This window comes from Brevundimonas sp. (genome assembly GCF_024711105.1).
Lineage (GTDB): Bacteria > Pseudomonadota > Alphaproteobacteria > Caulobacterales > Caulobacteraceae > Brevundimonas.
The window spans coordinates 1-19,426 of record NZ_JANJTL010000014.1; the positions used below are offsets into that span (position 1 = coordinate 1).

19 protein-coding genes are annotated in these 19,426 nt (G+C 71.8%); 12 read left to right on the forward strand and 7 right to left on the reverse strand.

Annotated features, from left to right (window positions below; genetic code table 11):
• Positions 1–46 precede the first annotated feature (46 nt).
• Complete coding sequence (locus Q0M60_RS00850) at positions 47–292, reverse strand: helix-turn-helix transcriptional regulator (protein WP_296814740.1); 246 nt, start codon at positions 290–292, stop codon at positions 47–49.
• Positions 292–825: a DUF2975 domain-containing protein gene (locus Q0M60_RS00855; RefSeq protein ID WP_296814741.1), complete on the reverse strand. Its 534-nt coding sequence runs from the start codon at positions 823–825 to the stop codon at positions 292–294. Before Q0M60_RS00855 ends, Q0M60_RS00850 begins: the two co-directional genes overlap by 1 nt.
• A gap of 441 nt (positions 826–1,266) precedes the next feature.
• Between Q0M60_RS00855 and rdgB the strand changes: the two genes are divergently transcribed.
• The 3 genes from rdgB to lpdA all read left to right on the forward strand — a co-directional run bounded on the left by rdgB (position 1,267) and on the right by lpdA (position 4,478).
• On the forward strand, positions 1,267–1,863 hold the full coding sequence (gene rdgB / locus Q0M60_RS00860) for an RdgB/HAM1 family non-canonical purine NTP pyrophosphatase (protein WP_296814744.1): 597 nt from the start codon (positions 1,267–1,269) through the stop codon (positions 1,861–1,863).
• Entirely contained in the window at positions 1,856–2,998 is a 1,143-nt protein-coding gene (gene hemW, locus Q0M60_RS00865) for a radical SAM family heme chaperone HemW (RefSeq protein WP_296814747.1), read from the forward strand. Before rdgB ends, hemW begins: the two co-directional genes overlap by 8 nt.
• Positions 2,999–3,065: 67 nt before the next feature.
• Positions 3,066–4,478 carry a dihydrolipoyl dehydrogenase gene (gene lpdA / locus Q0M60_RS00870; protein ID WP_296814749.1) on the forward strand — a complete coding sequence of 471 codons (1,413 nt, stop codon included), beginning with the start codon at positions 3,066–3,068 and terminating at the stop codon, positions 4,476–4,478.
• Here lpdA and Q0M60_RS00875 read toward each other — a convergent pair whose 3' ends face one another.
• Positions 4,479–6,638 (reverse strand): AsmA family protein, encoded by a 2,160-nt coding sequence (locus Q0M60_RS00875; RefSeq protein WP_296814752.1) that lies wholly within the window; start codon positions 6,636–6,638, stop codon positions 4,479–4,481. It abuts the gene before it with no gap.
• A 78-nt stretch (positions 6,639–6,716) separates the two neighbouring features.
• Between Q0M60_RS00875 and Q0M60_RS00880 the strand changes: the two genes are divergently transcribed.
• Genes Q0M60_RS00880 through Q0M60_RS00900 form a run of 5 tightly spaced genes read left to right on the forward strand, consistent with a single transcriptional unit; the run spans position 6,717 to position 11,643 of the window.
• Positions 6,717–7,370: a phosphoribosylanthranilate isomerase gene (locus Q0M60_RS00880; protein WP_296814806.1), complete on the forward strand. Its 654-nt coding sequence runs from the start codon at positions 6,717–6,719 to the stop codon at positions 7,368–7,370.
• A gap of 8 nt (positions 7,371–7,378) precedes the next feature.
• Positions 7,379–8,587, forward strand: coding sequence for a tryptophan synthase subunit beta (gene trpB / locus Q0M60_RS00885; RefSeq protein ID WP_296814755.1), 1,209 nt, complete (start codon positions 7,379–7,381; stop codon positions 8,585–8,587).
• Entirely contained in the window at positions 8,584–9,420 is an 837-nt protein-coding gene (trpA, locus tag Q0M60_RS00890; RefSeq protein WP_296814756.1) for a tryptophan synthase subunit alpha, read from the forward strand. Before trpB ends, trpA begins: the two co-directional genes overlap by 4 nt.
• Before the next feature lie 3 nt (positions 9,421–9,423).
• Positions 9,424–10,362 carry an acetyl-CoA carboxylase carboxyltransferase subunit beta gene (locus Q0M60_RS00895; RefSeq protein ID WP_296814758.1) on the forward strand — a complete coding sequence of 313 codons (939 nt, stop codon included), beginning with the start codon at positions 9,424–9,426 and terminating at the stop codon, positions 10,360–10,362.
• A 9-nt stretch (positions 10,363–10,371) separates the two neighbouring features.
• Positions 10,372–11,643: a folylpolyglutamate synthase/dihydrofolate synthase family protein gene (locus Q0M60_RS00900; protein WP_296814760.1), complete on the forward strand. Its 1,272-nt coding sequence runs from the start codon at positions 10,372–10,374 to the stop codon at positions 11,641–11,643.
• On the opposite strand, the gene ald is transcribed toward Q0M60_RS00900, so the two are convergent.
• The 4 genes from ald to tsaD all read right to left on the reverse strand — a co-directional run bounded on the left by ald (position 11,640) and on the right by tsaD (position 15,294).
• The gene (gene ald, locus Q0M60_RS00905; RefSeq protein WP_296814762.1) at positions 11,640–12,752 is read right to left on the reverse strand and encodes an alanine dehydrogenase; all 1,113 of its coding nucleotides are present in this window, start codon (positions 12,750–12,752) and stop codon (positions 11,640–11,642) included. The genes Q0M60_RS00900 and ald overlap by 4 nt on opposite strands.
• 81 nt (positions 12,753–12,833) lie before the next feature.
• Positions 12,834–13,214, reverse strand: a complete 381-nt coding sequence (locus Q0M60_RS00910; protein WP_296814765.1) for a Rieske (2Fe-2S) protein — start codon at positions 13,212–13,214, stop codon at positions 12,834–12,836.
• Entirely contained in the window at positions 13,211–14,209 is a 999-nt protein-coding gene (locus tag Q0M60_RS00915) for an NAD(P)H-dependent glycerol-3-phosphate dehydrogenase (RefSeq protein WP_296814767.1), read from the reverse strand. Before Q0M60_RS00915 ends, Q0M60_RS00910 begins: the two co-directional genes overlap by 4 nt.
• Positions 14,206–15,294 carry a tRNA (adenosine(37)-N6)-threonylcarbamoyltransferase complex transferase subunit TsaD gene (gene tsaD / locus Q0M60_RS00920; protein WP_296814770.1) on the reverse strand — a complete coding sequence of 363 codons (1,089 nt, stop codon included), beginning with the start codon at positions 15,292–15,294 and terminating at the stop codon, positions 14,206–14,208. The genes Q0M60_RS00915 and tsaD overlap by 4 nt, the downstream gene beginning before the upstream one ends.
• Positions 15,295–15,334: 40 nt before the next feature.
• Between tsaD and hemC the strand changes: the two genes are divergently transcribed.
• From hemC to Q0M60_RS00940, 4 genes are read left to right on the forward strand one after another with little or no spacing between them, the layout of a single operon-like run.
• Positions 15,335–16,273 (forward strand): hydroxymethylbilane synthase, encoded by a 939-nt coding sequence (hemC, locus tag Q0M60_RS00925; RefSeq protein ID WP_296814771.1) that lies wholly within the window; start codon positions 15,335–15,337, stop codon positions 16,271–16,273.
• Positions 16,270–16,953 carry a uroporphyrinogen-III synthase gene (locus tag Q0M60_RS00930; RefSeq protein ID WP_296814773.1) on the forward strand — a complete coding sequence of 228 codons (684 nt, stop codon included), beginning with the start codon at positions 16,270–16,272 and terminating at the stop codon, positions 16,951–16,953. Before hemC ends, Q0M60_RS00930 begins: the two co-directional genes overlap by 4 nt.
• Positions 16,950–17,876 (forward strand): hypothetical protein, encoded by a 927-nt coding sequence (locus tag Q0M60_RS00935; protein WP_296814775.1) that lies wholly within the window; start codon positions 16,950–16,952, stop codon positions 17,874–17,876. Before Q0M60_RS00930 ends, Q0M60_RS00935 begins: the two co-directional genes overlap by 4 nt.
• Positions 17,873–19,375 (forward strand): heme biosynthesis HemY N-terminal domain-containing protein, encoded by a 1,503-nt coding sequence (locus Q0M60_RS00940; protein ID WP_296814777.1) that lies wholly within the window; start codon positions 17,873–17,875, stop codon positions 19,373–19,375. Before Q0M60_RS00935 ends, Q0M60_RS00940 begins: the two co-directional genes overlap by 4 nt.
• Positions 19,376–19,426 lie beyond the last annotated feature (51 nt).

Consider the following 19,426-nt stretch of genomic DNA (forward strand, 5'->3'; position numbering starts at 1 on the left):
CGGCTCCAGAGGCGGCGTTCGTCGGGCGTGAGCGTGCGGCGCGCCATCAGGCCGCCGCTTCGTCCTCGTCGTCGACGATCTCGGCCGGGCCGGGCTCGTAGCCCAGCAGGTCGCCCGGCTGGCAGCGCAGCTCGCGGCAGAGCGCGTCGAGCGTCGAGAAACGGACGGCGCGGGCCTTGCCTGTCTTGAGGATCGAGAGATTGGCGAGGGTCACGCCGACCCGGTCCGCCAGTTCCGTCAGGGACATCCGGCGTTCGAGCAGCAGGCGGTCGAGGTTCACGCGGATGGCCATCAGATGGTCAACTCCTGCTCGCGGCGCAGGCGGGCGCCCTCGCGGAAGACCTCGGCCAGGACGAAGACAACGAGCACCGAGAAGAGTGGGGTCATCAGCTGGGTGAAGCCGGGCGCCTCGATGGCGCCGGGCGCGATGCGCGACCCGACATACTGGGTGGCGAACTGGGCCGCCACGATAAGGGACAGGAACAGCCCGATCTCGCGCAGGCGGCGCGTGTTCTCGGGCCGGAAGGGGTCGCCGGCGGTCAGGGTCGCGAAAATGCGGCGCAGGCGGTGGACGATGGCCACGAAGCCGCCAATCCAGGCGATCACGCCGAGCAGCGAACAGGCGACCAGCGAGCGGGTGAGGGCGAGTTCGCGGACCTGGCCCGCGTCGTCCTCAAAGGTGGCGCTGAAGTTGTCGAGCGGTACGAAGAAGCTTGCGACCAGGCCCAGGACGAGCACGCCGAGCACGACCCAGAGCAGGAAGAAGGCCACGTCGAGCGCGATCTTGAGCAGGCTCGAGACGGAACCGGGTCCCAGGGCGCGCATGGCGGGTGAGGTCTCTCAGGCCCGGCGGAAGGTCTGGCGCGAGATCACCGCATGCGGCGCCGGGGTGTCACCGCATGCGGGGTCTGGGATCACGCACTCAGGCGTCATAGCAGAACGCCTGAGGCTTAGAAGGACTGGACCAGGATGGCGATCAGGGCGGCCGGGATGCCGGCGACCAGGATGCCGTTGATCAGGGTCATGCCGACCTTTTCCATCCACATGGAAGCGTTCATGGTTTGCATCGTCTTTCTCCGTTTTCCTGAGCCGAAGCTCTTTTGCTGCGCCGCATCATTAAGTCGGTGTCATTTTTTGCACCTGCGAACGGTTGCGGCCCCGTTCATGTCGATTATCAATATGGGCACATCGAAAAACAGGCAAGCGGATTTATCGTTTTTCGATATTAAACTTTCGCAATGCATTACGATCGCGTAAGGCGCACCCATGACTCTCAAGCTTCACAAGGGTTCGCGCCTGCTGGTCGCGACCCACAATCCCGGCAAGGCGGTCGAGATCGCCGAGCTTCTGGGCGGCGAATTCGAGGTTCTGGCCGCTTCCGAGCTGGGATTGCCGGAGCCGGACGAGACCGAATCGACCTTCGTCGGCAACGCGGTTCTGAAGGCGCGCCACGCCGCCGAGGCCTCGGGCGTCGTGTCCCTGGCCGATGATTCAGGGCTGTCGGTGCGCGGACTGAACGGCGCACCGGGTATCTATTCGGCGCGCTGGGCCGGCGAGGGCAAGGACTTCTCGGTCGCCATGGCCCGGGTCGAGCGGGAGCTGGGTGACCATCCTGACCGTTCGGCCTTTTTCACCAGCGCGCTGGCCGTCGCCTGGCCCGGCGGGCCAGTGGTGGCGGTCGAGGGCCTCGTCGAGGGGACGCTGGTCTTTCCGCCGCGCGGCGACCGGGGTTTCGGCTACGATCCGATTTTCCTGCCGGAAGGCGCCGACCAGACCTTCGGCGAGATGGACCCGGTCGCCAAGGACGCCGTCAGCCACCGCGCCCGCGCCTTCGCCAAGCTGAAGGCCGCCCTGATTGACTGAGGCGCCCCCAGTCGCGGTCTACCTCCACTGGCCCTATTGCGCGCGGATCTGTCCCTACTGCGACTTCAACGTCGTGCGGGACCGCGGCCGCACCGAGGAGCAGGCAGGACTGGCCGCCGCGATGGAGGCCGACCTGCGGGCCCAGGCCGCCATGCTCGGTCCGCGCCGGCTCGTCTCGATCTTCTTCGGCGGCGGCACCCCGTCGCTGATGCCGCCGGAGGCGGCCGGTCGGCTGATCGAGACGGCCCGGGCGCTGTTCCCGTCGACCGCCCCGATCGAGGTCACGCTCGAGGCCAATCCCACCGACGCCGAAACCGCGCGCTACCGCGCCTTCGCGGACGCCGGGGTGAACCGCCTGTCTCTCGGCGTGCAGTCGCTGGACGACGAGGCCCTGCGCTTCCTCGGCAGGGATCATGACGCGGCTTCAGCCCGCCGGGCGGTGGCGGCCGCCCAGGCTGTCTTCGGGCGCGTCTCGATCGACCTGATCTATGCGCGGCCGGGCCAGACCGCGGAGGCCTGGCGCGCGGAGCTGGCCGAGGCCATCGCGCTCGCCCCGGAGCACGTCTCGCCCTATCAGCTGACCATCGAGCCCGAGACGGCCTTTGGCCGCGCCCATCGGCGGGGGACCCTGATCCCCCCGCCGGAGGACGACCAGGAGAGCCTCTACGACGTCACCCAGGAGGTCCTGGAGGCCACGGGCCTGTCCGCCTATGAGGTCTCGAACCACGCGCGCGGCGAGGCCGCCCGCTCGGCCCACAACCTCGCCGTCTGGCGCGGCGTCGAATATCTGGGCGTCGGCCCCGGCGCCCACGGGCGGCTGAACCTGAACGGCGCCCGCACCGCCACCGCCGCTCACCGCCGCATCGAGGACTATGTCGCCGCTGTGGGCGAGGCAGAGGCGGGCTTCGCCGAGACCGACCCCCTCTCGCCCTTGGCGGCCGCTGAGGAGCGCCTGATGCTGGGCCTGCGCACCGTCGAAGGCGTCGCGCTCGCCGCCCTGGCGCCGCTGGAAATCAACGCCCGGGTCGAACCCCTGATCGAGGCCGGCTTCCTCACCCTCTCGAGCGGCCGCCTCGCCGCCACGCCGCATGGCCGCAAGGTGCTCGACGGCGTCATCCGCGCGCTGCTGGTCTGACCCCGCGAGTTGACCTCCACCGCTGGGGGCTTATGTGTCCGCCGCGCCGCCCCACAAGGAATCTCCCATGGCCGAAGCCGCCGCCCAGCAAGCCTATGACGTCATCATCATCGGGGGCGGGCCGGGCGGCTACAACGCCGCCATCCGGGCCGGCCAGCTGGGCCTGAAGGCCGCCTGTGTTGAGATGCGCGGGACGCTGGGCGGGACCTGCCTGAACGTCGGCTGCATGCCGTCAAAGGCTCTGCTGCATGCCTCGGAGCTCTACGATCAGGCCCAGGGCGAGTTCGCCAAGATCGGGATCGACGTCGCGCCCACGCTGAACCTCGGTCAGATGATGGCCGCCAAGGACGAGAGCGTCTCGGCGCTGACGCGTGGCATCGAGTTCCTGTTCAAGAAGAACAAGGTCGAGTGGATCGGGGGCCGCGGCCGCATCACCGGCCCGGGCAAGGTCGAGGTCGAGGCCGCCGACGGCACGAAGTCGACTCTGGAAGCCCGCAATATCGTCATCGCCACGGGCTCGGAGCCAACGCCCCTGCCGGGCGTGGACTTCGTCGAGGGCCGGATCGTGGACTCCACCGGAGCGCTTTCGCTGCCGGAGGTCCCGAAGCACCTGGTCGTCATCGGCGCGGGCATCATCGGGCTAGAGCTCGGCTCGGTCTGGCGCCGGCTGGGCGCCGAGGTGACAGTGGTCGAATTCCTCGACCGCATCACCCCGGGCATGGACGGCGAAACCGCCCGCACCTTCCAGCGGGCGCTCACCAAGCAGGGCATGAAGTTCAAGCTCGGGGCGAAGGTCACCGCCGCGAAGGTCGAGGGCGAGACGGTCACCTTGACGGTGGAGCCGGCCAAGGGCGGCGCGGCCGAGACGCTGACCGCCGACGCGGTGCTGGTGGCCATCGGGCGACGTCCGTACACCCAAGGCCTCGGGCTCGAGACCGTCGGCGTCACGCCGGACAAGCGCGGCTTCATCGAGGCCAAACACTTCCGGATCGCGGATGGTCTGTGGGTGATCGGCGACGTGACCCACGGCCCGATGCTGGCCCACAAGGCCGAGGAGGACGCTGTCGCCTGCATCGAACTGATCGCCGGCAAGGCCGGACACGTCGACTACGACCTCGTGCCCTCCGTGGTCTACACGGCGCCGGAAGTCGCCTGGGTTGGCAAGACCGAGGAGCAGCTGAAGGAAGCCGGCGTCGCCTACAAGGTCGGCAAGTTCGCCTTCGCCGCCAACTCGCGCGCCAAGATCAATCATGAGACCGAGGGTTTCGCGAAGGTGCTGGCCGACGCGGCCACCGACCGGGTGCTGGGGGTGCACATCTTCGGGCCGCAGGCCGGCGAGCTGATTGGCGAAGCCTGCGTGCTCATGGCCTTCGGCGGCTCGTCCGAGGACCTGGCCCGCATCTGCCACCCCCACCCGACGCGCTCGGAAGCCGTCCGCCAGGCGGCCATGGGCGTCGAGGGCTGGACGATGCAGTCGTAGTCAGCCGGCCGAGGCGATCAGGGCGCCGCAGTCGGCGTCCTCGGCCAGGCCCGGGTCCACGAAGGGCAGGATGGCGGCCAGCGGGCTGACCAGCGCGCCGAGCGCCGCGGCGATGCCGACCTGGGCCGCCACCTCGCCGCCCTCGACGCCGAGCCCGGGCCGGCGGATCGGGCCGTTGACCGTGATCGGCGCCCAGACGCGCAGCAGGCGCGGCTCCTTGGTCTCGCCGTCGAGCCGCAGGTTCATCCGCTCCGACCCGAGGTCGATCGAGCCCGAGCCGTTGACCAGGACCACGCCGGTATCGACCACCAGGGTCCGGGCCGTGGCCGTGCCGCCCGCCACGCGGAAGTCGGCCACCGCGCATCGCACCGGCGTCGGCGAATGGTCGCCCGACAGGAGCTGGAACAGGCCCGCTCCGACGTTGATACCCAGCAGCTCCGCGAAGGCCTGCCGCATCTGGCCCTGGGGCATGACTACGCTGATGGTCCCTGACGAGTTCGATGCGAACCGGTGCACCGAGGCCCCCGGCCCCTCCAGCCGCGCGCGCGCCGTGATGGCGCCCGAGATCGGCTGGGAGCCGCCGACCGCAGGCACGATGGTCTGGATCGGATAGCCGGTCAGGCGCGCGTCGAGGTTGGTGTAGGGCGTGTCGCGCGAGCCATCGATCCGCGCCGTGGCGTTCAACCGGCCCGAGGCGAAGTCGAAGGCGATGGGGTCGAGGTTCAGCACGCCGTGGTCCAGGGTCACCCCCAGCCTCACGGCGCGCACGGCCAGCTCGTTGCGCCGCACCGAGGTGGCGCGGAAGTCGACCCGGGCGTCCATGGTCCGCAGCCGCTCCACGAACAGGGGCGCGTCGGGCAGCAGGCGGCCCTGCGCACGCAGCTGGCCCGCCATGGCCTCCTGCTCCGCCGAGGCGGTCTCACCCGTGTCCGGCGGAGCGCCGGTCAGGGCCAGCAGGTCGTCCAGGTCCAGCGAGGTGGAGCGCAGGGTCGCCTCGACCAGACGGCGCTCGCCCGGCTTGGACACCTCGACGTCGCCGGACAGGTCCGAGTCCCCGACCCGGCCGGTGAAGTCGTTGAACCGCCAGGTCTCCTCGTCGCGGCTCAGCCGGCCGGTCAGCCGATAGGGCGGCGTGTTGGGGAAGGGCACGGTGGTCAGGTAGTAGGCGTCGGCCAGGTCCTGGCCGCGGGCGGTGATGTCGGCCTGGACGTGACGCAGGTCGAAGGGCCGGATGATCGACCCCTCCGCGGTGATGACCGTGCCGCCGCCCCGAAGCGAGGCGTCGAACGCGTAGGGCCGGTCGCGCTTGACGTGGATCAGCGGCCCGCCCGTGACCGTAAGCGTCAGCGGATTGCCGTTCAGCGTCCCTTCCCCAACGAGGCGGAAGCCGCCCTCGCCGGTTTCCGCGGTCTCGGTGGCGTCGACTGTGGCGTTCAGCGTGATGCTGCGCCGGGCGTTCTCGTAGATCAGCCTGCCGTTCTCGACGACCAGCCGCTGGATCACTGGCAGGTTGGCCGACTCCTCGCTCGCCTCGTCGCCGCCGAGGACCCAGCTCTGGCGGCCTTCGGCGTCCTCGATCAGCACCACCTCGGCGTTGGTCGCCTGGATGGACGGCAGCTCGACGTTTCCGGTCAGCAGCGGCAGCAGGCGGACCGCGACGTCGAGCGTCTCGATGTCGGCCGTGTCCCGCTCGTCCGCCCAGTCCGGCCCGCCGATCTTCAGGCCCTCGACGTGGATCTCGGGGCTCCATCGGAAGACGTCGACGTCGTGATTCCCTACATTGGCTATGTCCCGGTCTAAACGCTCGGACGCATAGCGTCCGATCGGCCCGCGCAGGTGGTTCCAGTCGAACCAGGCCAGGAACAGCAGCACCGACAGCAGGAAGGCCGCGAAGACGCCGAAGGTCCAGTATTCCGCCTTGCCCGGCTTCGACAGCGGCGCGGGGGCGAACTCCGAAGCCATGAAGCGGTCGCGCCAGTCGCGGTAGCGTTCGGCGGCGGGAGCGACGGCGGCGTAGGCTGGCCTCAGCGGGGGGTCGATGCGGGCGCGCTTCCACTCCTGCAGCCGGTCGGTGGTCTTTCGCAAGCGCTGGTCCATGCGGCGCGCCGCGCTGCGCGCCCGCTGGCGGAACCGGTCATAGCGTTCAGAGCCCTGCGGCATGGGCGTCTAAACGCCCGAAATCGCGGGAGGTTACCGACAGGCGTTGTCTTGCCGCAGCCGGCGTGGCCAATGCGGCGCATGACCGTCCTGGCCAAGATCTGCGGGGTGACGACGCTCGAGGCCGTCGAGGCGTCCATCGGGGCGGGCGCCGCGTATTTGGGCTTCGTGTTCTTCCCACGCAGTCCCCGCCATCTGGAGCTCGAACCGGCCGCCCGCCTGGCCGAGGCCGCGCGCGGCCGGGCGAGGGTCGTGGCCCTGATCGTGGACGCCGACGACGCGCAGATCGAGCGCATCCATGAGACGGTCCGCCCGGACCTTTTCCAGCTGCATGGATCGGAGACGCCCGAGCGGGCGGCCGAGGTCCGGGAGCTGACCGGCGCAGGCGTCATCAAGGCCCTGCCCGTTTCTTCGTCCGAGAACCTGGACGCCGCCGAGGCCTGGCGCGACGCGGCGGACCACCTGATGCTCGACGCCCGGCCGCCCAAGAACGCCGACCGGCCCGGCGGCATGGGCCACGCCTTCGACTGGAGCCTGCTTCAGGGGCGCGATCTCGGACGGTCGTGGTTCCTGGCCGGGGGGCTGACGCCGGACAATGTGACCGAGGCGGTGGCGATCACCGGCGCCCCGATGGTCGACGTCTCCTCTGGCGTGGAAAGCGCCCCGGGTGTTAAGGACCCCGCCCTGATCCGCGCCTTTCTGGCCCGGGCCAAGGCCACCTCCCTCAAGGCCTGAGAACGACCGTGACCCTATCGAACGCCTACGCCTGGCCGGACCAGAACGGCCGCTTCGGTCCCTACGGCGGCCGGTTCGTGGCCGAGACCCTGATGCCGCTGATCCACGAGCTGGATCACGCCTATGCGGCGGCGAAGGCCGACCCGTCTTTCCAGGCCGAGCTGGACGGCTTCCTGAAGGACTACGTCGGCCGCGCCAGTCCGCTCTATTTCGCCGAGCGGCTGACCGAGCATTTCGGCGGGGCGCGCATCTGGCTGAAGCGCGAGGACCTGAATCACACGGGCGCGCACAAGATCAACAACTGCATGGGCCAGATCCTGCTGGCCCGGCGCATGGGCAAGACCCGCATCATCGCCGAGACCGGCGCCGGCCAGCATGGCGTCGCCTCGGCCACCGTCAGCGCCCGTTTTGGCCTGCCCTGCGTGGTCTACATGGGCGCGGTCGATGTCGAGCGGCAGCAGCCGAACGTCTTCCGCATGAAGCTTCTGGGCGCCGAGGTGCGGCCAGTGATCTCGGGCCGGGCGACGCTGAAGGACGCCATGAACGAGGCCATGCGCGACTGGGTCTCGAACGTCGAGGACACCTACTACATCATCGGCACGGCGGCGGGCCCGCACCCCTATCCGGCCATGGTGCGCGACTTCCAGTCGGTGATCGGCAAGGAGATCCGCGAACAGTCCCTAGCCCAGGCCGGCCGACTGCCGGACGCGGTCGTCGCCTGCATCGGCGGCGGCTCGAACGCCATCGGCGCCTTCCACCCCTTCATCGCCGACGAGGACGTGCGCCTGATCGGGGTCGAGGCGGCGGGCCACGGCCTCGACACCCCCGACCACGCCGCCAGCCTGAAGGGCGGACGCCCGGGCGTGCTGCACGGCAACCGGACCTATCTGCTCCAGGACGACGACGGCCAGATCATCGAGGGCCACTCGATCTCGGCGGGCCTGGACTATCCCGGCATCGGGCCGGAGCACGCCTGGCTGCACGACATCGGCCGGGCCGAATACCGCTCGGCCACCGACGAGGAGGCGCTGGAGGCCTTCCAGCTCTGCTCGCGGCTGGAGGGCATCATCCCGGCGCTCGAGCCGGCCCACGCGCTCGCCCGCGTCGCCGAGGTCGCCCGCGAGGTCGGCAAGGACGGCGACGTGGTGCTGCTGATGTCTGGCCGCGGCGACAAGGACATCTTCACCGTCGCCAAGCACCTCGGGGTCGAGCTTTGAGCGCCTCGCGTCTGCAGACCACCTTCGCGCGGCTCGCCGCCGAGGACCGCGCCGCCTTCGTGACCTACGTCATGGCCGGCGATCCGGGCCCGGACGCCTCCTTCGAGATCCTGACCCAGCTTGCGGGCCAGGCCGACATCATTGAGCTCGGCATGCCCTTCTCGGACCCGATGGCCGAGGGGCCGGCGATCCAGAAGGCGGCGCAGCGGTCGCTGAAGGCGGGCACGAAGATACGCGACGTGCTGGACATGGTCCGGAGGTTCCGCACAGCGGACGCCGACACGCCCATCGTCCTGATGGGCTACCTCAACCCGGTCGAGAGCCATGGCTACGACGCCTTCGCCGCCGATGCGGCGGACGCCGGGGTCGACGGCCTGATCATCGTCGACTGCCCGCCGGAGGAGGCCAAGGAACTGGCCGCGGCGCTGAACGCCCATCAACTCTCGTTGATCCGGCTGGCCACGCCGACCACCGACGACGCGCGGCTGAAGGTCGTGGCCGAGGACACCTCGGGCTTTGTCTATTACGTCTCCGTGGCCGGCGTGACCGGGGTTAAGGAGGCCGACGCCTCGGCCGTGGCCCCGGCCGTGGCGCGGGTGCGGGCCGCGACGGGCTTGCCCGTGGCGGTCGGCTTCGGCATCAAGACGCCCGAACGGGCGGCCGAGGTCGCACGCGTCGCGGACGCGGTGGTGGTCGGGTCGGCCCTGGTCGAGGAGATCGACCGCGCGCTTTCGGAGAACCGACCGGTGGTCCCGGCGGTTATCTCGATGGCGGCGGACCTGAAGTCAGCCGTGAGGGCCGCGCGGCTCGCACGCGCGGAGAAAGAGCGCTAGACGATGGCGATGGCCGGAAAGCCCGACGACCCGAGGGGCCCTCAGCGTCCCCCCGCAGAACGGCGCGACCGCTCCGGCGGCGGCGGCTGGCTGGCGCGCATCGCGCCGGGCGTGCGCAAGATCGTGGGCCGTCGCGACACGCCCGAGAACCTGTGGGTCAAGGACCCCGATACTGGCGAGATGATCTACCGGCCCGAGCTCGAGGCCGCGCTGTGGGTCACTCCGTCGGGCAAGCACATGCGCATCAATGCGCAGCAGCGCCTGTCGATCACCTTCGACGGCGGCCAGTTCGAGGCCCTGCCGACCCCGGAGGTCCCCGAGGACCCGCTCAAGTTCTCCGACGGCCGGCCCTATCGCGAGCGCCTGAACGCCGCCCGCAAGGCGACTGGCGCGCGTGACGCCATGTCGATCGGCTTCGGGACCATCCGCGGCCGTCAGGCCGTGGTGCTGGTCCAGGACTTCAGCTTCATGGGCGGCTCGCTCGGCATGGCCGCCGGCGAGGGCTTCATCGCCGCCGCCCGGGCCGCGATCGAGCGCGACTGCCCTATGATCTGCTTCACCGCCGCCGGCGGCGCCCGCATGCAGGAAGGCGCGCTCAGCCTGATGCAGATGGCCCGCACCACCCTTGCCATCCAGGAGATGAAGAAGGCCGGCCTGCCCTATCTGGTGGTCCTGACCGACCCGACCACGGGCGGCGTGACCGCCTCCTACGCCATGCTGGGCGACGTCCATCTGGCCGAGCCGGGCGCCCTGATCGGCTTCGCCGGCCCTCGCGTGATCGAACAGACCATCCGCGAGAAGCTGCCCCCCGGTTTCCAGCGCTCCGAGTACCTCCAGGAAAAGGGCATGGTCGACAAGGTCGTCCCCCGCGCCGAACTGCCGGAGACCCTGGGCGCGATCATCGGCATGCTGATGGACGGCCGCGCCGCGAAGGCGGCGTAACCACTCCAGGTGGATCCGATCTCCGCCCGGCTGGCGGCTCGCAATCCCATGCGCATCGACCTGTCGCTGGAGCGGGTGCGCGCCCTGCTGGCGGCGGTGGGGGATCCGCACAGGCGATTGCCGCCGGTGGTTCATGTGGCAGGCACCAACGGCAAGGGCTCGACCGTCGCCTTCCTCCGCGCCATGGCCGAGGCGGCGGGCCTGAGGGTCCACGTCAACACCTCGCCTCACCTGGTGCGGTTCAATGAGCGCATCCGGCTCGCGGGGCGGCTGATCGAGGACGCCGACATCGACGCGATCCTCGACCGGCTGGAGGCGGTGGACGCAGGCGTGCAGGCGACCGTCTTCGAGATGACCACCGCAGCCGCCTTCATGGTCATGGCGGAGGTACCCGCGGAGCTGGCGATCGTCGAGGTCGGGCTCGGCGGCAAGCTGGACGCCACCAATGTGGTCGACCCGCGCCTGTCGGTGATCACCCCGGTCGATCTGGACCACGCGGAGTTCCTCGGCGGCGAGCTGGCCGGGGTGGCGGGCGAGAAGGCGGGAATCCTCAAGCCCGGCCGCCCGGCGGTCATTGCCCGCCAGCACGAGACGGCCATGGCGGTGATCGAGGCGCGCGCGGCCGAGGTCGGCGCGCCTCTGACGGTGATGGGCGTGGACTTCGACGCCTGGGCCGAGCGCGGCGGCCTCGCCTTCCAGAACCAGGCGCGGTTCCTGGACTTGCCGGCGCCCGCGCTGACCGGTCCGCACCAGATCGCCAACGCCGGGCTGGCCGTCGCCGCCGCGCTGGAACTGGGCCTGCCGGAGGCCGCCATCGCCGAGGGGCTGCGCACCGCGTCCTGGCCGGCGCGGATGCAGCGCCTCACCGCCGGGCGCTACGCCCAGCAGGCCGGCGAGGCCGAACTGTGGCTGGACGGCGGGCACAATCCGCATGCGGCCGCCGCCGTGCGCGAGGCGCTGATGGCTCTCCAGGCGCGCGATCCGCGGCCGATGGCCCTGATCGTCGGCATGCTGAGCAACAAGAACGCCGGCGGTTTCTTCGACGCCCTGCGCGGGCTCGATGCGCGGGTGTTCACCGTGGCCTTCGAAGGCGCCTGCCACACCCCCGAGAGCCTCGCGGACGCCGCGCGCCGCTCAGGCTTCGAGGCCGCTTCAGCGGCTTCGGTCGAGGCCGCGCTGGATCAGGCCCGCGCTGAAGGCGCCGGACGCATCCTCATCTGCGGATCGCTGTACCTGGCCGGCGAGGTGCTAGGCGCCTCGCCGGAGACCTGGCCGACCTAGCCCCAGACGCCGTACGGGTCTTCCCAATCCAGGCCGAGCGCCTCGCCCACGGCCGGATAGGTCAGCTTGCCGTTCAGGACGTTCAGGCCGCGCGCCAGGTGCGGATTGGCCTTGAGCGCGTCCAGGCCCTTGTCCGCGAGCGCCAGGCCGAAGGGCAGGGTGGCGTTGTTCAGGGCCTCCGACGAGGTCCGCGGCGCGGCGCCCGGCATGTTGGCCACGCAATAGTGGACCACGCCGTCGATGACGTAGGTCGGGTCCTCGTGGGTCGTGGGCTTCGACGTCTCGAAGCAACCGCCCTGGTCGATGGCGACGTCGACGAGCACCGAGCCGTTCTTCATCTTCTTGAGGTCATCGCGCTTGATCAGCTTGGGGGCCGAGGCGCCCGGCACCAGCACGGCGCCGATGATCACGTCGGCCTTGACCATCTCCTCCTCGATCGCGCCGATCGAGGAATAGCGGGTGATGACCCGGCCGCCGGTGACTTCGTCGATATAGGCCATGCGCGGGATGGAGCGTTCCAGCACCACCACCTCGGCGCCGAGGCCGAGCGCCATGCGCGCCGCGTTCAGGCCGACGACGCCGCCGCCCAGCACCAGCACGCGCGCCGGGGCCACGCCCGGGACGCCGCAGAACAGCAGGCCCATGCCGCCGTTGTGCTTCAGCAGGGTCTCGGCCGCCGAGAAGACCGCGATGCGGCCGGCGACCTCGGACATCGGGGCCAGCAGCGGCAGGCCGCCCTTGGCGTCGGTGACCGTCTCATAGGCCACGGCGGCGCACCTGGATTCCATCAGGCCGCGCGTCTGGTCCGGATCGGGCGCCAGGTGCAGGTAGGTGAACAGGATCTGGCCCTCGCGAAGCATCTCCCACTCGACCTTCTGGGGCTCCTTGACCTTCACGATCATGTCGTTCTCGGCGAAGATCGTCCTGGCGTCGGGCGAGATCTGTGCGCCCGCCTTGACGTAGTCGTCGTCGGTGAAGCCCGCGCCGAGGCCCGCGCCGGTCTCGATCGAGACGGTATGGCCGTGGGCGACGTATTCCCGCGCCGCGGTCGGCGTCAGGCCGATGCGGTGTTCGTTCTTCTTGATTTCCTTGGGCACGCCGACGCGCATGGACCGCTCCTGAAAGCCTGTTTTCGCCCTCTCGCGGGGGCGCGGCTCCAATAGACGGTTCCCTCGCGTCAGGCCAGACGCTTAAGCCGTGCGGATGACGGCGCCGTCGACCACTACCGGCCAGGGCGTCAGCCGCCCGCCGGCCGCCGGGCCGCCGACGCACTCGCCGGTCAGGGGCTGGAAGACCGCCCCGTGCCAGGAGCAAAGAATCAGCTCGCCGTCGTTCGAAAGATAGCGGTCCAGCTCGACGGCCAGCGGATAGCCGGCGTGCGGGCAGCGGTCGACGTAGCCGCGCACCTCGCCGTCCTTGCGCACGAGCAAGCCGTGAAAGAAGGCCTCGCCGATCTGCACCACAATGGAGCGCGCGCCGGGGTCCTTCAGGTCGGCGAGCGCGCAGACCGCCACGCCCGGCGGGGTCTTCCAGACGCGGGGGCGCTCGGGCGGCGGGGGCGCGTCCGTCACCTCTCCGCCTTCAGTGGACGGTTCAGCAGGCCGTCGATGGCCTCGTCCACGGCGATCTCGCCGGCGAGGATGGCGGCCACGGCCTCGCAGATGGGGGTCTCGACACCCAGCCTGGCGGCCAGTTGGCGGACGGCCGGGGCGCTGTCGACGCCCTCGGCGACCGAGCGCTTGCCCTCCAGCGCCTGGTAGAGGGTCAGGCCCTGGCCGAGCGCGAGGCCCACGCTCATGTTGCGCGACTGCGGGCTCGAGCACGTCAGGACCAGGTCGCCCAGGCCGCACAGGCCCGCCACCGTCTCGGCCCGTCCGCCGAGCGCCACGCCCAGACGGGTCATCTCGGCGAAGCCTCGTGTGATCAGGGCCGCATGCGCCGACCGGCCCAGGCCCCGCCCCTCGGACATGCCGCAGGCGATGGCCAGCACGTTCTTGATCGCGCCCCCGACTTCGGCCCCGACCAGGTCGTCGGCCCAGTAGGGACGGAAGGCGGGGCCCGCGACCGCCTGCACCAGCGCCTCGCCCAGCGCCCGGTCGGGACAGGCCAGGGTGACGGCCGTGGGCAGGCCGCGCGACACGTCGGCGGCGAAGCTCGGCCCTGACAGGACAGCCGCCCGAGCGTCGGGGATGGTCTCCGCCAGAACGTCGGCCATCAGCTTCAGAGAGCCGCGCTCGACCCCTTTAGAGCAGAGCACCACCGGCAGGCCCGCGCGCGCATGCGGGGCGAAGGCGGTCAGGGTCGAGCGCATGTGCTGAGCCGGGGGCACGGCCAGGATGAAATCGAGCCCAGCCAGATCGGCGAAGTCGGCGGTGGCGCGCACCGACGTGTCCAGCTTCACGCCGGGCAGGAAGGCCTCGTTCTCGTGGCGGGCGTTGATGCTCTCCACCACCTCCGGCTCGCGGGCCTGCAGGGTGACGGTGAGCCCGGCGCGGACGCAGGCCTGGGCGAGCGCGGTGCCCCAGGCGCCGCCGCCGATGACGCCGACGGACTTCAGATCGGTCATGCCTTGGCTCCCTTGCGGCCGGGCTTGTGGGTAGGGTCGGCCAGGGCGGCGGCTTCGTCCAGCGGCCATCGCGGACGGGCCCTGGCGTCCAGTCCGGAGGTCAAACCCATGGCCAACCGTTCGGCTCCTGCCAAGGCGATCATGGCGGCGTTGTCGGTGCAGTAGGCCAGCGGCGGCGCCAGGAAGTCGAAGCCCTGCCGCTCGCAGGCGGCCTTGAGCGCCGCTCGGACCGCACCGTTGGCCGCGACGCCGCCGGCGACGACGAACAGACGATTGGCGTGCCGCCCGGCGTAGTCCGCCATCGCCTTCTCGGAACGCTCGGACAGCTGGCGCGCGATCGCGGCCTGAACGGATGCGGCCAGGTCGGCGCGGTCCTGCTCGGTCTCGCAGGTAGCCGCGGCGCGGGCCGCGGCCGTCTTCAGCCCCGAGAAGGAGAAGTCGAAGCCGCCGCGTCCGAGCAGCGCGCGCGGCAGCGGATAGCGCGCCGCGTCGCCCGACGCCGCCAGACGCTCCAGCGCCGGCCCACCCGGATAGCCGAGGCCCAGCACCTTGGCCGTCTTGTCGAAGGCCTCGCCGGCCGCGTCGTCGATGGTCGAGCCAAGCCGGGTCATGTCGCCGACGCCGCGCACCTCCAGCAGCTGACAGTGCCCGCCCGAAACCAGCAGCAGCAGGAAGGGATAGGCGGCTTCCGCACCCAGCCGGGCCGACAGGGCGTGGCCCTCCAGATGGTTGACCGCCACCAGCGGCAGGCCGCGCGCCACCGCCAGCCCCTTGCCGAAGCTGAGGCCCACCATCACCCCGCCGACCAGGCCGGGGCCCGCCGTGGCGGCGATCCCGTCGATGGCGTCGAGGCCAAGGCCGGCCTCTGTCAGGGCGTCGCGGGCGATGCCGTCGATGACCCGCACATGGCCGCGCGCCGCGATCTCGGGCACCACGCCGCCGAAGGGGGCGTGGTCCTGCTGGCTGGCCACGACGGAGGACAGCACCTCGACCCGGCCGTCCGCGCGACGGCGGACGACCGCCGCGGCCGTCTCGTCGCAACTGGTCTCGAGGCCCAGAACCGTATAGTCGCGGGGGGTCGCCATTCGCGGCGGACCTAGCCCCTACGCCCTGTCAGACGCAAGCGTGAGCCCGATCCCCCCCATCCGCATCGGAACCCGGAAGTCGCTGCTGGCCCGGACGCAGTCCGGCCACATCCAGGCCGCCATCACGGCTGCGCTCGGCGCGCCGCCGGAGGCCGCCGACGAGGTCGCGCCGCTCGTCTTCATCACCACCACCGGCGACCGCATCCAGGACCGCCGCCTCACTGACATCGGGGGCAAGGCGCTGTTCACCAAGGAGATCGAGGAATGTCTCCTCGACGGCCGCATCGATGTGGCCGTCCACTCCATGAAGGACGTCCCGGCGGAACAGCCCCCGGGCCTGTGCGTCGCCGCCATCCCCGTGCGCGAGGACCCGCGCGACGCCTTTGTCAGCGGCGAATGGGACTCGATGGCCGCCTTGCCTCAGGGCGCGCGGCTCGGCACCGCCAGCCTGAGACGCCAGGCCCAGGCGCTGAAGGCGCGTCCCGATCTGGTCGTCGAGACCCTGCGCGGCAACGTCGACACGCGGCTGGCGCGGCTGGCGGCCGGCGACTTCGACGCCATCCTGCTGGCGGCCGCCGGCCTGAACAGGCTCGGCCTCAACGCCCAGGCGCGCGGTTTCCTTGACCCCTGGGCGGCCCCGCCCGCCCCCGGACAGGGCGCCCTGGCGCTCCAGGCGCGCGAGGGAAGCGACTGGGCCGACTGGCTCAATCGGCTCAACCATGCCCCGACCGAGATCTGCGTTGCGGCGGAACGCGGCGCCCTGACGGCGCTCGAGGCCTCCTGCCGCACCGCCATGGGCGCCTTCGCTCGCATCGTGGACGACCGCGTCGAACTGGCGGTCGAGGCGCTCGCGCCCGACGGCGCCGCTTGCTGGCGCCGCGAGGGGTCCGGCGCCGTCGACGCCGCCGAGGCGCGTCAGCTCGGTCTGCGCCTCGGCGCCGAGATCAAGGCCGAGGCCGGGGACCTGCTGCTGGAATGAGCGTCTGGGTCACCCGGACCCAGCCCGGCGCGGACCAGACCGCCCGGCGCCTGGCCGACCGCGGCCTGGAAGCCCTGGTCGATCCGGTGCTCGAGGTCCGGCCGCTGGAGTCGCCGATCAGCCTCGACGAGTCCGACGCCCTGGTCTTCACCAGTCCCAACGGCGTGCGTGTCTTCGCCGACCGGGACAGCCGCCGCGACCTGCCCGTCTTCGCCGTCGGGGACGTCACCGCCCAGGCCCTGGCGGACGCCGGGTTCGGCGAGGTGCGAAGCGCCTCGGGCGACGTGCGCGATCTGGCCCGCCTGATTATCGGGGCCAAGCCCGTCCGCGCGCTGCACATCGCGCCCCGGCGTCCGGCCGGCGATCTCGTCGGCCTCACGGCCGCCGGCGGCGTGGAGGTGGTCAGCCTGCCCATCTACGAGACCGTGGAGATCGAGCCGCGCCACGCCATCACGGCCGACGGCCTCACCCACGTCCTGATCCATTCCGGCCGCGCCGCCGAGGCGGTCGCCCGCCACGTCCCGGCCGATCGCCTGGCCCCGCTGTCGGTCCTGGCCATCTCCGAAGCCGCGGCCGCGCCTCTTGAGGGCCGCGTCGCGGCGATCGCATGCGCGCCGTTCCCTGACGAGCCGTCCTTGCTTAAGCTGTGCGCCGTGACCCTGTCGGAAGGCGATACATGACGGACAGTCCTCCGCACGACCGGCCCCGCATCGAGCCCGAGCCGCCGCATCCCGTGCGCGACCGCCAGGGCCTGTCCCCACGCGTCCTGGCCCTGATCGCGCTTGCGGTCGTACTGGTCATCATCGCGGTCGGCGCCGGGGCTTTCCGCGACCGCATCGCCCGCGCCATCGGCCCCGCCCCGCCCGTGAGCGAGGCCGAGGAGCGCGCCGCGCTCCGCAACCGCGTCGCCCAGCTGGAAAGCGAGCTCGAACTGGCCCGACGGCAGTCCCAGCGCCAGACGCCCGTCACGGGCTCGGCCGGCGACAATGTCCAGGTCGAGGCCGAGGAGGCCAACGTCCTGGAGCAGAGGATCGTCGCGCTGGAGGCCGCACAGGCGCGCATGTCGCGCGCCGCCGCCGCCGCCGTGGCCGCCGCCGCCCTGGCCGACGCCGCCGAGGGCTCGGAACCCTTCGCGGGCGAACTGGCCTCGCTTGAACGCCTGACCCCGACCGCGCGCGGTATCCGCGCGCTGCGCGAACTGGCCGAACAGGGCGCTCCGACCCGCGCCCAACTTGCCGCCGACTATCCGCGCGCCGCCGCCCGCGCGGCCCGCGCCGCGCGCGGAGAGGATGGCGACGGCTTCTTCGCCTCGCTGTCGCGCTGGTTCGGCGCGATCTTCAATCTGCGGCGCATCGGGTCGCTGGAGGGCGAAGGCGTGGACGCCGTGCTCGCCCGGGCCGAGCGCCGCGTCCAGGAGGGCGACCTGGAGGGCGCCCTGGCCCAGCTCCAGTCCCTGCCGGCGCCGGCCCGCGAGGCCATGGTCGACTGGACGGCTCCCGCGGAACGCCGGGTCGAGATCGAACGCCGCATCAATGCCCTGCGCGCCCAGGCGCTCGGCGACCTGTCGGGCGTCACCACCGCCGATACGGGCGGGCCGCTGTGATCCGGCTTGGCCTGGTCCTCCTGGCCGGGATGGCCCTGGCGCTCGTGGCGGTCGCCGCCTCGGGCGACGCGGGCAGCCTGACCGCGGAATGGCTCGGCTGGAGACTCGACACCACCGCCGCGGCCGGCGCGGTCCTGATCGGCGCCCTGGCCCTGCTGGCCGTGGCCTTCTGGCGATTGGTCATCTGGATCGGAAACGCGCCGCGCCGCGCCGCTCTGGCCCGGGCGGAGGCGCGTAGGCGCGAGGCCGCCGCTTCGCTGGGCCGCGGCTTTCTGGCGCTCGCCACAGGCGACGTGGCCGAGGCTCGCCGCCTCAGCCGTCGCGCCACCGAAATGGCCGACGAGGCCCCCGTCCTGACCGCGCTCCTGGCCGCGCAGTCGGCCGAGGCTTCCGGCGAGATCGAAACCGCCCGGACCGCGTATGAGGCGCTGCTCGCCACAGTCGAGGGGCAAGGCGCCGGCCGCCGCGGCCTGGCCGATCTGGCGCGAGCCTCGGGCAACCGCGAGGGCGCCCTGGAACAGGCCCGCGCCGCCGAGACCGCCGGCCGCGGGTCGTCCTGGGCCTGGCGCATGCTGTTCGAGGACCGCCTGGAGGCCGGAGACTGGGACGAGGCCCTGGTCCTGCTGGGCGGCGGCCGTGTGCGCAAGTCGCTGGGGGCGGCGGAGGTCGATCGCGCCCGGGCCGCAGTCCTGACCGCGCGCGCCGCCCTGGAGCGGTCCGAGACGGTTTCGCTGTCCCACGCCCGTGACGCGCTGAAGGCCTCGGCCCTCTCGCCGGATTTCCCGCCCGCCGCGGTCGTGGCCGCCGGACTGCAGTCGCGGCTGGGCCGCATCGGGCGGGCCGAGGTGGTCCTGCTGCGGGCCTGGTCGGCGCGGCCTCACCCGGCCATCGCCCTTGCCTATCGTGACCTGCGCACCGACGAGAGCCCGGCCGAGCGCGCCGACCGCTTCGCGCGCCTGATCGGCCGCAATCCAAAGCACCGCGAGAGCCGCATCCTCGAGATCGAGCGCGCCTTGGTGGTCGGGGACGCCCCTGCCGGCGACGCGGCGGCCGAATCCCTGGCGGGAGAACCGCCGAGCCGTCGGCTGCTCGACCTCCGCGCCCGCCTTGCCTGGGCCGGCGGCCGCATCGCGGAGGCCCGCACCCTGTCGGCCGAGGCGGCCGAAGCCCCGGCCGAGCTGGGTTGGTCCGAGATCGATCCGCTGGGACGCGCCTTCGCCTATTCCCCGTCCGATTGGGCGCGCGTCACCGAGGCCTGGGCCTACCGTCACGAACTGCTGCACCCGCGTCACGTCCGGCGCGAAGCCGCGCTTGTCGAGAACCGCATCGAGCCTGAGCGGCGCGAGGAGCCTGCGCCGCCGCCGCCCGAGCCCGACCTGCCGCCCTGGCGGGCGCCCGACGATCCGGGCGACTGGATGGAGGGGGAGGCGCCGGAGGCTCCGGAGCCCACGCCCGCCCCGCGCACCCGCCGCCCGCGGCGATCGACGACGAGCCGCTGACGGCCCTTGGCGCCGCGCGCGCCTGTCGCTAAACAGGCCCGCCTTCGGGAC

Bases quoted from the DNA above. Each gene is read 5' to 3' on its own strand.
- Q0M60_RS00850 (WP_296814740.1), bottom strand. From the start codon at position 292: ATGGCCATCCGCGTGAACCTCGACCGCCTGCTGCTCGAACGCCGGATG.
- Q0M60_RS00855 (WP_296814741.1), bottom strand. From the start codon at position 825: ATGCGCGCCCTGGGACCCGGTTCCGTCTCGAGCCTGCTCAAGATCGCG.
- rdgB (WP_296814744.1), top strand. From the start codon at position 1,267: ATGACTCTCAAGCTTCACAAGGGTTCGCGCCTGCTGGTCGCGACCCAC.
- lpdA (WP_296814749.1), top strand. From the start codon at position 3,066: ATGGCCGAAGCCGCCGCCCAGCAAGCCTATGACGTCATCATCATCGGG.
- Q0M60_RS00875 (WP_296814752.1), bottom strand. From the start codon at position 6,638: ATGCCGCAGGGCTCTGAACGCTATGACCGGTTCCGCCAGCGGGCGCGC.
- Q0M60_RS00880 (WP_296814806.1), top strand. From the start codon at position 6,717: ATGACCGTCCTGGCCAAGATCTGCGGGGTGACGACGCTCGAGGCCGTC.
- Q0M60_RS00895 (WP_296814758.1), top strand. From the start codon at position 9,424: ATGGCGATGGCCGGAAAGCCCGACGACCCGAGGGGCCCTCAGCGTCCC.
- ald (WP_296814762.1), bottom strand. From the start codon at position 12,752: ATGCGCGTCGGCGTGCCCAAGGAAATCAAGAAGAACGAACACCGCATC.
- Q0M60_RS00915 (WP_296814767.1), bottom strand. From the start codon at position 14,209: ATGACCGATCTGAAGTCCGTCGGCGTCATCGGCGGCGGCGCCTGGGGC.
- tsaD (WP_296814770.1), bottom strand. From the start codon at position 15,294: ATGGCGACCCCCCGCGACTATACGGTTCTGGGCCTCGAGACCAGTTGC.
- Q0M60_RS00930 (WP_296814773.1), top strand. From the start codon at position 16,270: ATGAGCGTCTGGGTCACCCGGACCCAGCCCGGCGCGGACCAGACCGCC.
- Q0M60_RS00935 (WP_296814775.1), top strand. From the start codon at position 16,950: ATGACGGACAGTCCTCCGCACGACCGGCCCCGCATCGAGCCCGAGCCG.